The 12,292-nt window shown below is 46.0% G+C and carries 11 protein-coding genes and 2 pseudogenes; all 13 read right to left on the reverse strand.

The window, feature by feature from the left end:
• Window positions 1–5 precede the first annotated feature (5 nt).
• The 13 genes and pseudogenes from flhF to fliJ all read right to left on the reverse strand — a co-directional run bounded on the left by flhF (window position 6) and on the right by fliJ (window position 12,283).
• Window positions 6–1,589: a flagellar biosynthesis GTPase FlhF gene (gene flhF / locus AC3CHU_RS11820; RefSeq protein WP_488524610.1), complete on the reverse strand. Its 1,584-nt coding sequence runs from the start codon at window positions 1,587–1,589 to the stop codon at window positions 6–8.
• Between the two features lie 27 nt (window positions 1,590–1,616).
• A complete protein-coding gene (gene flhA / locus AC3CHU_RS11825; RefSeq protein WP_004736214.1) occupies window positions 1,617–3,716 on the reverse strand; it encodes a flagellar biosynthesis protein FlhA in 2,100 nt (699 codons plus the stop codon).
• Between the two features lie 212 nt (window positions 3,717–3,928).
• Window positions 3,929–5,059, reverse strand: a complete 1,131-nt coding sequence (gene flhB / locus AC3CHU_RS11830) for a flagellar biosynthesis protein FlhB (RefSeq protein WP_004736213.1) — start codon at window positions 5,057–5,059, stop codon at window positions 3,929–3,931.
• 9 nt (window positions 5,060–5,068) lie between these two features.
• Window positions 5,069–5,851: a flagellar biosynthetic protein FliR gene (fliR, locus tag AC3CHU_RS11835; RefSeq protein ID WP_004736212.1), complete on the reverse strand. Its 783-nt coding sequence runs from the start codon at window positions 5,849–5,851 to the stop codon at window positions 5,069–5,071.
• A 6-nt stretch (window positions 5,852–5,857) separates the two neighbouring features.
• On the reverse strand, window positions 5,858–6,127 hold the full coding sequence (gene fliQ, locus AC3CHU_RS11840; protein ID WP_004736211.1) for a flagellar biosynthesis protein FliQ: 270 nt from the start codon (window positions 6,125–6,127) through the stop codon (window positions 5,858–5,860).
• An 11-nt stretch (window positions 6,128–6,138) separates the two neighbouring features.
• Window positions 6,139–7,068, reverse strand: a complete 930-nt coding sequence (fliP, locus tag AC3CHU_RS11845; protein WP_065206821.1) for a flagellar type III secretion system pore protein FliP — start codon at window positions 7,066–7,068, stop codon at window positions 6,139–6,141.
• Window positions 7,055–7,471: a flagellar biosynthetic protein FliO gene (gene fliO / locus AC3CHU_RS11850; RefSeq protein WP_017091071.1), complete on the reverse strand. Its 417-nt coding sequence runs from the start codon at window positions 7,469–7,471 to the stop codon at window positions 7,055–7,057. Before fliO ends, fliP begins: the two co-directional genes overlap by 14 nt.
• A complete protein-coding gene (fliN, locus tag AC3CHU_RS11855) occupies window positions 7,471–7,881 on the reverse strand; it encodes a flagellar motor switch protein FliN (RefSeq protein WP_004736208.1) in 411 nt (136 codons plus the stop codon). The genes fliO and fliN overlap by 1 nt, the downstream gene beginning before the upstream one ends.
• A 29-nt stretch (window positions 7,882–7,910) precedes the next feature.
• The gene (fliM, locus tag AC3CHU_RS11860) at window positions 7,911–8,954 is read right to left on the reverse strand and encodes a flagellar motor switch protein FliM (RefSeq protein WP_004736207.1); all 1,044 of its coding nucleotides are present in this window, start codon (window positions 8,952–8,954) and stop codon (window positions 7,911–7,913) included.
• A gap of 7 nt (window positions 8,955–8,961) precedes the next feature.
• The gene (gene fliL, locus AC3CHU_RS11865) at window positions 8,962–9,450 is read right to left on the reverse strand and encodes a flagellar basal body-associated protein FliL (RefSeq protein WP_004736206.1); all 489 of its coding nucleotides are present in this window, start codon (window positions 9,448–9,450) and stop codon (window positions 8,962–8,964) included.
• 113 nt (window positions 9,451–9,563) lie between these two features.
• A pseudogene (locus AC3CHU_RS11870) lies at window positions 9,564–11,204 on the reverse strand (flagellar hook-length control protein FliK); the annotation flags it as partial.
• Window positions 11,205–11,249: 45 nt separating this feature from the next.
• Window positions 11,250–11,663: pseudogene (locus AC3CHU_RS11875) on the reverse strand (flagellar hook-length control protein FliK); the annotation flags it as partial.
• Window positions 11,664–11,845: 182 nt separating this feature from the next.
• The gene (fliJ, locus tag AC3CHU_RS11880) at window positions 11,846–12,283 is read right to left on the reverse strand and encodes a flagellar export protein FliJ (RefSeq protein WP_017076818.1); all 438 of its coding nucleotides are present in this window, start codon (window positions 12,281–12,283) and stop codon (window positions 11,846–11,848) included.
• Window positions 12,284–12,292: the final 9 nt, after the last annotated feature.

A 12,292-nucleotide genomic window follows, 5' to 3' on the forward strand; every position in this document is an offset into this window, starting at 1 on the left:
GCCGCCTAGAGCCCTTCAGAATCGCTATTCCAGTAATGAGGTTCATTCTCTGTAGATTTTTCTAATAACTCATTGGCCTTAGCAATCATATACTTTGGCTGAGCTATGACGATATCTTCAGGAACTCGTTGACCATTTGCTATGTAAGCAACTGGTAATGCATTTTGTATTACCACACTGATGAACTCACCCAAGCTAAGGGATTCATCCAGCTTAGTCAGGATACATCCCGACAACGGGATTCTTCTAAAGTGTTCAATGGTTTCTTGTAGTACTTTGCGCTGTGCGGTTGCAGGCAACACAAGGTAACTATTGATAACGGAACCACTCTCTTGCATCAATGTGTCTAACTGCTCAGATAGGCGAACATCTCGTTGTCCCATGCCTGCAGTATCGACCAGAATCAGGCGACGATTACGTAACTGATATATTACATCGGCCAATTCACTAGAATCTTTAGCAACTCTTACAGGACAACCCATAATTCGACCATAAATCGATAACTGCTCATGTGCACCTATACGATATGTGTCCGTTGTCACTAGTGCGACGTTGTCGGCGCCATATTCCATGGCTGCGCGTGCTGCTAGCTTAGCAACCGTCGTTGTTTTACCTACGCCAGTCGGGCCCAATAAGGCCACAATACCACCGCGTTTTAAAATATCTTTTTGCGTTACCGAGATCTGGTCAGCAACCAGTGCTAACAAGGCCTTCCATGCACGTGCAGGCTTGGTATCTTCAGGGATGTAGCAAGCCATTTGATCGGCAAGTTCGGCAGATACACCCATACGCTCAAGGCGTTTGATAAGCATTGCTCTAAGCGGTTCACGACGCTCAACTTCTTGCCACATTAGCCCTGATACTTGATGCTCTAACAGACGACGAATTGAGGTCATCTCTTCACGCATCGTCTCCATTTCTGCATCTGAACCTTTCGATTGAGGGTTCTCACGACCACGATCATAACGGGTAGGATCCAAACGAGGTGCCGGACGCTCTACTCTGCGGTCTTCGGCAATCAATTTAGATAAGCCGGTTTCACGAGCAAATGCTGAATCGAGGCTCCCGTGAGATTGCTGATTACCGGAAGATTGTTGATTGCCAAGAGACGGCTGGTTGCCGAGAGACTGACGATTATTGTGTGGCTGATGATTACTATGTGGCTTATGACCCGTGCTGGATTGGCGATTTAGCAATGCTGACAACGAGTCTTCATTTTCTGCACGGTGTTGTGGGTCATCATCGGCACCATGACTGTATTGCTTTAGCATATTCGCAAAGCGTTTGGTCATTGAGCGTCCACCTTCAGCACTTGTCTGTAGGCTAACCTTGTCATCGTCTAATTGACGACGCCCTGCCGGTGCTGCGGGCGCGGCCATTTGCGTATATTGGCTTTGCGCAGGCTGCTGAGGTTTATTTAATCTCTGGCTCGCTGTCGACGGGCTAGATTCGCCATCAATAGCGGCAACAATTTCCACGCCACCTGCGACCTTTTTGTTAGACATGATCACCGCTTCTGAGCCAAGTTCTTCTTTAACTTGGAGCAGTGCGGTTCGCATATCTTTTGCAAAAAATCGTTTAATTTTCAATTCGATCGTCCGTTCTAATTAGGCGGCTTAATTACCAACAGCTTGTACTATACGTATCTGCTTTTCGTCCGGTATCTCTTGGTAAGATAACACTCTCAAGCTTGGGATCGTGTTCTTCACGAACTTAGCCAGAGTTGAACGTAATACACCAGAGGTCAGTAGCACTGCTGGCTCACCTTTCAGCTCTTGCTCTTGTGTGGCATGGCTGAGTGAGGTCTGTAAACGTTCGGCTAAACCAGGTTCAATACCAGCAGATTCTCCGCCGGATGCCTGCATGGTTTGATGCAAGATTTGTTCCAGCTCTGGGATCAAGGTTATCACGGGCAATTCTGGCTCTATACCATTGATTTCTTGAACAATTAGTCGTTTCAAAGAGATACGAACAGCCGCCGTAAGTATGTCAGGTTCTTGACTCTTACTTGAGTACTCCGACAAAGTTTGGACTATTGTTCGAATATCACGAATTGGAATGGCTTCATTCAATAGGTTCTGTAGCACTTTCACAACGACGCCAAGCTGTAATTGGTCCGGTACAAAGCCTTCTACCAGCTTAGGCGTTGAACGGCTAAGCATCTCAAGTAAGTTTTGTACTTCTTCGTGACCAATCAGTTGTGATGCGTTATTCGTTAGCTGTTGACTGAGGTGAGTGGCCAACACGGTTGATGAATCAACAACCGTGTAACCTAAGGCTTGCGCATGTTCACGCTGCTCTTCACGAATCCACACGGCTTCTAGACCAAAGGCAGGGTCAATCGTCGGCTCACCATCGATCATTCCATACACTTGGCCTGGGTTAATGGCTAATTCCATATCCGGCTTAATCTCAGCCTCACCAACCGCAACCCCCATTAAGGTGAGTCGGTAACTGTTTGGCGTCAATTCTAGGTTATCGCGGATGTGTACTGCTGGGATCAAGAAACCAAAATCTTGAGACAGCTTCTTACGCACCCCTTTAACGCGTTCAAGCAATTCGCCACCTTGGTCTCTGTCAACTAGAGGAATCAAGCGGTAGCCAACTTCTAAGCCAATAATATCAACAGGCTGAACATCATCCCACGAAAGTTCTTTCTGAGAACCCGTCTCCCCACTCGCTTCAACCGTAGCTGGAAGGTTGGGTTGTTCAGCTTTTTTCTTGTTCTTTTTATCAATGTAATAGGCACCGGCACCTGCAACGACAGCAAGGCTCAAGAACGAGAAATGAGGCATACCCGGCACAATACCCATTATGCCAAGGATAGCGGCGGTGATCATCAAGGATTTAGGATTGTCGAACAGTTGGAAGAAGAGCTGTTGCCCCATATCTTCATCAGTATTTTGACGCGTTACCATCATCGCAGCAGCGATAGAAAGTAATAACGATGGAATTTGAGCAACCAGACCATCACCGATAGTCAGTAGTGTATAGATTTCGATTGCTTCACCAAAACCAAGGTCGAACTGAACCATACCAATACTCAAGCCACCAATAATGTTGATGAACAAGATCAAGATACCGGCGATCGCATCACCTTTAACAAACTTAGATGCACCGTCCATTGAACCGTAGAAATCGGCTTCTTTGGTTACTTCAAAACGTCGAGTACGAGCCTGATCTTGGTCGATCAAACCTGCATTTAAGTCGGCATCGATTGCCATCTGCTTACCTGGTAAAGCATCAAGGGTAAAACGTGCACTTACTTCCGAGATACGACCCGCACCTTTGGTGACAACCATGAAGTTGATGATCATCAGGATCAAGAACACCACCAAACCAACCGCATAGTTACCACCGATAACCACGTTACCAAAGGCTTCAATAACGTTACCGGCAGCGTCACCACCCTCATGGCCATGGAGCAATACCACACGTGTCGAAGCAACGTTCAGGGCCAAGCGGAGCAGAGTCGCAATCAGGAGTACGGTCGGGAATGCAGCGAAGTCTAAAGGCCGACGGGTATAAACCGAAACCAATAGCACAACCATAGACAGTGCAATGTTGAAGGTGAAGAACATATCCAACAAGAAAGCTGGAATGGGCAACACCACCATAGCTAGCGTTGCAAGCACCATAACAGGCGCGCCAATCGCAGGCATGGCACGGTTAGGAATTTTAGGTAGCTTGTCCGCAAAAGGCAGGGTGAATTTCATAAATCTAGGCAGTTTCGCTATGTTGTAGCTATCTCACTAAGCAGATTGAGGCCTAGGTCTAAGCTATGTTGCTATGGGCTAATATGTTCGGAATTGATATAGCAAACACTGTACCAACATCTCACGTCAAATTATCGCCATCACCTCGGAAACAAGAGGGGTAGCTAAGTTGCTATTATCAGGGTTCATCAAGCTGAGCTCAAGCAATTGATCTAATGTCGTAAATCAGGTGGGATCGGCATATTAGAATCTTGCAGTTTTGGCCTCTCTCCACCTTTTTTTCGGTATTGCTTAAGCTGGAAAACATATGCAAGCACTTGTGCAACTGCTGCAAACAGACCGTCAGGAATTTGTTGTTCTAGCTCTGTGGTGTGATAAAGCGCCCTAGCCAATGGCGGTGCTGGAATAATATAGATGTCATTTTCTCGTGCGATTTCACGGATCTTCATCGCCATGTGATCGACACCTTTAGCAACCACAATTGGTGCCTTATCTTGATTCTGCTTATAGCGAAGCGCCACTGAAAAGTGCTCAGGGTTGGTCACAATCACATCCGCTTGAGGAACGTCAGCCATCATTCGACGTTGAGCGGCTTCTCGTTGCAGCATACGAATACGACCTTTCACTTCGGGCTTACCCTCAGTGTCTTTGAATTCGTCTTTAACTTCTTGCTTGGTCATCTTCAGCTGATCGGCGTGTTGCCAAATCTGGAATGGGATATCAATGGCGACCACGATGAGTAGAGAACAACTGATCAATAGGATAAAGTTGAGCAAAATATCTAAGGCATGGAATATATTCTGTGGGTACACATCCATACTCAACTGCATCAAGTCATGTTGAGAAGCTTGAATCAGATAAATGGCCATGCCCGATACCAAAGCCACTTTCAAGATAGATTTCAGCAGTTCAACCCAGCTTTGTAAGCCAAACATACGCTTGATACCACTCAAAGGATTGAGTTTAGATGCCTTTGGCATAGCGGCTTGCATTGAGAAATTGACCCCACCAACACCCGCAGCGCCAATCACAGCAGCAACGAACAAAGTGATGAGAATCAAGAACAGTGGGAACAACAAGTTTACTAATGCGCCACCCGCTATTTCCAGTAGCTTGTTAGTATCAAAAATCTCGTCACGACTGAGTGAAAACAGGCGTTGCATGGCCTCAAACAAAGCCTTCGCCATCGATTCGCCAAACCACATTAAAGAAATCGCACCGACTATCAATACCGATGCTGACGCCAGCTCTTTTGACCTTGCAACCTGCCCTTTCTCTTTGGCCTGTTGCAAGCGTTTGGGCGTGGCGTCTTCTGTGCGTTCTTGACCGTCTGACTCTGCCATTTCAGTCTCCTAGCAATCTAACCGGATTAGACGACATATCTGTTGCTCGCCTTGTATCCAAAATAGCTCATAGTGGCTAAACAAGCCGCCAAGGATGTACCAACAAAGTAACAGACCCACGAGTAGCGCAAATGCAAAACCCAAAGAAAATATGTTTAGCTGAGGTGCCGCACGTGTCATTACACCAAATGAAAGGTTAATCGTCAGCAGCGCAATAATACCCGATAACGACATCGCTAATGCTGTTTTGAACATGATGCCAAGCCACAATGCCAGCTCTCTGAAATCGACGGCGGTTAAAGACCCACTGCCAATCGGCAAGGTTTTAAAACTAAACACCACCAGTTGCAACATTTTCAAGTGACCATCGGTCGCCAAGAAAAACATGGTCGCCAACAGCATGAACAGTTGGCCAAGTACTGGCGTATTTTGACCGTTCGCAGGATCGACCATAGAGGCAAAACCCAAACTCGATTGCATACCTAAAATCTGACCGAGCATAACAAAAGTTTGAATCAAAAACTGAGTAACAAACCCCATGGCGACACCAATCACGATTTGTTCAAATACCGTCAAGAATCCTTGGAAGGACAGCAGCTCAATCTCTTTAGGAACTGCTGGGATTGCGGGCATCACAGCAAAGGTGATCGCCAAACCTAAATACAGACGGATACGCGGCGACACAAAGCGTGCCCCTGTTACCGTCATCACCATCAGCATGGCTGAGATGCGAGTGTATGGCCAAAAATAATTGGCTAACCACTCTAGTACAAGGCTCGTTGGGTATTCCATATTGGTTTAATACAGAACTTGCGGCAAGCGTTCGATGAGTTCGAAAAAAAACTCCATCATCATCTGAGTCATCCAGTGAGCAAACATCATTAACGCCAATAACGTCACGATCAAACGCGGTAGGAAACTCAATGTTTGTTCGTTGATAGACGTCGCAGCTTGGAAAACCGCTACGACTAAACCAATCAATAGGCTAGGAATAATAATGGCACATACCATTATCAGTACCATCCAAAGTGCATCTCGGAACAACTCTACGAATATTTCAGGATTCATTATTCCCCCAGCTACAAGGCAAAACTGCCGGCGAGAGTGGAGAGTATCAAGTTCCAACCATCAACAAGAACGAACAGCATCAACTTAAATGGTAACGATACAATCATCGGTGACAACATCATCATACCCATAGCCATCAATACCGAGGCGACCACCAAGTCGATGATTAAGAAAGGTAAGAACAGCATAAAGCCGATTTGGAAAGCCGTTTTCAACTCCGACGTGATAAACGCTGGAATCAGAACCGCCATGGAAACATCTTCAGGGTTAGTCACTTCCGCACCTGAGATCTCAACAAAGGTTTCTAGATCTTTGATTCGGGTTTGTTTGAGCATGAAAGACTTGATCGGGCCTTGGGCAACGTCGAACGCCTGTCGTGCCGATATTTGTTCATTGAGATAAGGCTGAACCGCTTGTTCATTCACTTGATTGATCACTGGTGACATGATGAAAAAGGTCAAAAATATCGCGATACCAATAATCACTTGATTTGAAGGCGTTTGTTGGAGACCCATTGCCTGACGCAAAATCGACATCACCACCACAATACGGGTGAACGACGTCATCAAAATTACCATTGCCGGCAAGAAGCCAAGCATGGTCATTAGAGCCAATATCTGTAAATTGATCGAGTAGTCTTCACCGCCATTGGCGTTGGTTGTCATGGTAAAGGCAGGAATGCCACCACCATTGCCCGTTAAACTACCAGTGGTCATGGTTTGCGATTTAGCTTGATCTTGTTCCATCGTGCTGATGGTAACCGACTCTGAGCCTGCTGCATTCGCTGGAATGACAGTGCCATCTTCAGCCTGTGCAAATACCGATACACTGAACACTAAAGAACAGAGGAGGATGAGCTGAACCAACAACGCTTTTACCGCTCGAAAAGATCCGATTTGGCAAAGGTAAGATGAGGTGAAAAGTCCGTTACTTGTTTGCATCTTTTTTAATTAGCTGGGAAAGCTGACTTGAAAATGTACTTTTTTCCAGCATCTCCTGAGTAAGAGGTTTATCGAGCTTAGAGATCAGCTGAATCGACTGTGTGGTAATGCCTACTAAGAACTGTTCATCACCTGCTTGCACAATCGCAATGCGTTCTTTAGTACCAACAGGAATTTGCCTAACAATAGCCAAACCTTGTTGATTCGACATCGCAGGCACTTGCATTCGCTTGAGTAACCAAGCAATAAATAAGATGAAGGCGATAACGAAAATTAGCGACCCAAAAGTGGTCGCTAAATCAAGAGAAGGAGGCGCGGCAAAAGCAATAGAAGGCGTAGACAACAGCCCTATTCCCAATGTTCCGCGAGACGAACCCACCAATCTTTTTGGCGAAAAGCGCATTAACGTAGCTTCTTAATTCGTTCTGTTTGGCTAATTACGTCAGTCAGACGAATACCAAATTTGTCGTTCACCACAACCACCTCTCCGTGAGCAATCAGAGTACCGTTAACCATCACATCTAGTGACTCACCAGCAATTCTATCGAGCTCTACTACCGAACCTTGGTTCAATTGAAGTAAGTTACGGATACTGATCTGAGAACGGCCAACTTCCATCGAGATAGTCACTGGGATATCCATGATGGTATCCAGTTTACGACGCTCATCTTCAGAAATCGGAGATGATGAATCGGTTAGCTCATCAAGTGGTGCCGCAAGCACATCATCAACATCAATTGACGGTGCTAAAGGGTCTTCACCAAGTGCTGCAGCCCATTCGTCTGCTAGCTTTTGATCTTCACTAGGTTCCATTACCAATTCCTATACTTTTATCTATTTTGCTATTCGTCATCATCGCTGTTTTCGAGCTCAGACATTAGGTCTTTGCCTAGAAAAGCGAGATCAGTTTTGACCACATGCGGTCTTTGAATTTTTTCCGAAATCTGTACCGCGAGCTTCTCACCAGAACGCCCCATTTTCACACGATAAGTCGGCAGTTCTTCGACAAACATCGTCGCGTGTTCAGGCATATTCATGGGAATGACATCCCCTGGGCGCAATTCCATCAAATCACGCAGGGAAATATCTTGCTCTAACAAGTTCACGCGAAAATTGACTGGCACATCCATGATTTCATCACGCAGCGCGGTGCTCCAACGAACGTCGGTTTCCATTTTGTCTGATTGAACACCGGCATCAAGCAATTCACGAATCGGCTCAACCATGGAATAAGGCATCACGACGTGGAAATCACCACCACCGCCATCCACTTCAATGTGGAATGAACTCACAACAATCACTTCGGTTGGGCTCACAATGTTCGCCATGCTTGGGTTCACTTCAGAATCCAAGTATTCAAACTCAACCCCCATCACTGGAGACCAAGCTTCTTTGTAATCTTCAAAAACAATTTTCAGCAGTAACTGAATAATTCGTCTTTCTGTTGGCGTGAATTCACGACCTTCAATCTTGGCGTGGAAACGGCCGTCACCACCGAAAAAGTTTTCTACAAGAATAAATACAAGGCGTGCTTCCATAGTGATCAGCGCCGTACCTTTCAACGGGCGGAAACGAACCATGTTTAAACTGGTGGGTACATACAATGTGTTTTGGTACTCACCAAACTTCATCATTTGTACGCCATTGATCGACACTTCAGCCGTTTTACGTAACATATTGAACAAACTGATCCGCATATGACGTGCGAAGCGCTCGTTAATAAGTTCAAGGGTCGGCATTCGACCACGGACGATTCGATCTTGAGATGAGAAGTCGAAATTGACCGCACTGTCATTCTCGGTTTCTAAGACATCTTCAACTTCTTCAACATCATCAACGCCATGTAATAGCGCATCAATTTCGTCTTGGCTTAATAAATCGGTCACAAATTACCTATTGAATTACGAAGTCAGTGAATAACACTTTTTCAATCACAGGCTGGCCAACAGCTTGAGCCAGACTTGCTTTAATATCTTCAGTTGCCTTGTCACGCAGTTCAATTCGCCCAGTAGGTGAGCGTAATTGATCAACCGTTGCCGAAGCGAACGTGGCCAGTAGCGTACTTTCTACGAGTGGAGAGTGGTAACGTGCGAGGTCTTCATTCTTACTGCCACGTACCATCAGCTGTGCTTTTATCTGAACTAGGCGATCTTTTTTATCCCCCGTCACATTAAACAAGAAAGGCTGAGGAATATTAACATACATGACAGGCTCTGCTGCGACCACTGCGGTGGCTGGCTGAGACTGAGATTCAGAGGCACTATCATCGGAGCCTAAGAAAAAGAACAGCGCACCACCTATGCCAAGCAGCAAAACGACTACCGCTATAATGATGATAAGGAGCTTGCTCTTCCCTTTAGGTGCATCTTGTTCTTCTGCCATACTTTACTCTAACTTCCTGTTCTTTCGATTAACTGACGGTTCTTTCTATTAACTAACAGTACTTTCTATTAACTGATGGTTCTTTCTATCAACCAAGTGTTCTTAGCCTGATATTAGGCATAATAACTAATTCCATCACGCTTTGATGCGACATTCAATTCAAGATTGCTGCCACTATCAAGGTTTTCATCACCTTGGCCATCATTTGTGCGGTTAGTGCCGGATTGTTGCTCACCATTGTTGTATCTATCCTGTCCCTGACCAGAGCTCTGTTGCTGAACTGACGAATCGGCTAGTTGTAGGCCTTGTTGAGCAAGCATCTCCCTCAAGCGAGGTAAGGTTTGTTCAATCACCTCTCTTGCCTGCTGATTACTAACCGTAAAGTGCACGTTCGCCACATCATTATTCATGGTCATTCGGATTTTCATCTGACCCAATTCTGGTGGGTCGAGACGAATGTCCAAGTTCTTGAGGTTCTTAGACATCATCATTTGGACTTTTTCCGCGACCTGCTCATTGGCTAGCTCTTTGGTGAGCTGTAAAGGCGCTTGTTGAGCAGCTTGAATTTCAGCTCGTGTAGGTGCTGAACCAACCGTTGCTGTACCTTGTGCTCCAGCCGCAGAAGCGATCTGCTGAGCAAAGGTCGAGTCTTTAGAATCTTCTTTAGCACCCGCTTTACCCAAACCAGACAATGCAGCGGCACCAGCGCCCGCTTTAAGAAGCGCATCAGTCGAGCCTACTTTTGTGGCAGCTGGCGTTGCATTCATCGCTAGGCTTTGTGCCGTTAGGCTAGGATCTAAGGCCGCTTGCTGCTGCATTGGAGCTGCATTCCCTTGTTGTAATTGCTGAACTGCTGCCTGTTGAGCCGCATGCGCATTATTGGCGTGCAGCATTGCCGCCTTATCCGTAAGAGCATTATTTGTTGATTGAGAAGCGGCCTGCGCTGATACTTGTTGTGCAGCCGTCGCTACTGCAGCTGTTGATGCCACCGCGGCTAAGGCTTTGGCTTCATTTGAATCATTGTTGTCCCAATCAATAGCGGCGGGTTCACCGGGTGTGCTGTTCACGTTCGGAGCTTGGCTTAGTAAAGCCGTTGCTTGCTGTTGAACATTGGTTAGCTGTTGATTCAATACTTCTAAGTTAGAGGTTGCTTGAGCCAGCGCAGCTTGCTCATCGACCGTCAACTTAGCGCCACTTTGTTGCTTTTGAACCAGACCATCGACAACAGACTGTTCTGATTCGATTTGTCCATTCAATTGGTTTAACGCTTTGGTATGGGCATCAACCTGTTTTGCGAGTTCCATATCTGCTGCTGAGAATGCTTGACTCTGATCGGCAGCAACCGCACTGGCCGCGTTCTTTTGGCGCAACTCTCGGCTCATACTCGCTTCAATTTGTTCTGGGGTGACGCCTTTATCCATCAACTGTCGAATTTCATCATCAGTCAACTGTGAAACACCCTTACCTCCGGTAAGCACGGCAATTTCAGAATCGACCTCAAGACCGTTTTCTTGATTTGTTGCATTGGTTTGTTGTGCCGGTTTACCCACGGTGTCGGTCGCAAGAACGCCCACAGCAGTGGCACCTACAATCTTGCCTTGAGCTTCATCAGCCTTCACTTGCTGAGGCAAGCCTTTGCCGTTGTCAGGTTGATTCAGTGTTTTGTTTGCCTCGTCCAACTGACCAAGCAATTTATTGCCTTCACTCATCGCAGCACTAGCTTGAGATGCCCCCTGAGCATTCAGCTCTGCGGATTGTGTATCAGAATCACCTTTGGGCTGAGCCGCAGCCAAGGTATCGTCATCAGACGGTTTCGACGAGGCTTTATCGCTCGACTGTGAATTTAGTTCAGACGTCTGTTCAGTAGCTGCGTTGCTAGTAGCCGTATTTTCAGCATCCGTCGCTGCTTTAGCCTGCTTGGTTTGAGCTTCGCTAGCCTCATCAGCGATCTTAGACTCAGTTGAATCACCTTTAGTCTTTTCAGCCGATACTTCGTCTTCCGAAGAGGTCTGTTTTTCATCTGATTTTGGGGTGCCATCAGTGTCTTTTACTGCCACTTTGCTGTCACTTTCTTCAAAGCCTAGCGCTTCTTTAAAAGACTCTAAGAAACCTTTAGAGTCGCCGGTCTCTTCTACCTTGGAAGAGGCAGAACCGGTGTCCAACAACGATGACGTTTTGTTGGTCGCTGAATTTGAGGAAAGGCTAACATTCATATATACAAGCTCTATCTACTAGCTTTGCTGCCATAAATCGGACAACAAAAAGAAAGTCGGGTGCTTTTCATGCCTTTGCTGGGCATAACGCGCAATTTTATATAAAACGGAGCAAGAAACATGCCTATTAGTTCTGTTTTCACAATCTGAACGGCAACACCTTCGTCATTCAGGGCTTAGGATCACATCTTCTTTCGGCCATACATCAGCGTCGAGAACTCATCCATTTGCTTTTGTTCTCTTTGATCTTGCAGCTTTGCCTTCTCTTTCTGTTTTTTCTCCATCAACCACTCGTACGATTTACGCTTTTTACGTAGCTCCATCCAGTAGTTTTGGCAGTTGTCGACTTGGTTTTTAAAATGGTGCTCCGCTTCTCTCTGTTTAGATAATGTTTCATCTAGTTGAGTTAAGAAACGATTCAAGTGACCATACTGACTCGCTGTGAGTCCAGCTTTTCCGCGGTCAATAAGTTGCTGACAGTAATCAAGTCGGTACTTTTCAATCTGAGCGACCTGTTCATAGTAACCTTGAAGCTCTGAATTCGCTTTGTTGAGCGCTAGTACGGCTTGGTTCTCTTGATCCTTGGCTTGATCGAGCAAAAATTCTAATGCGTTATCCATGACTAACCT

Source organism: Vibrio sp. QJM3NY_39, from assembly GCF_057785895.1.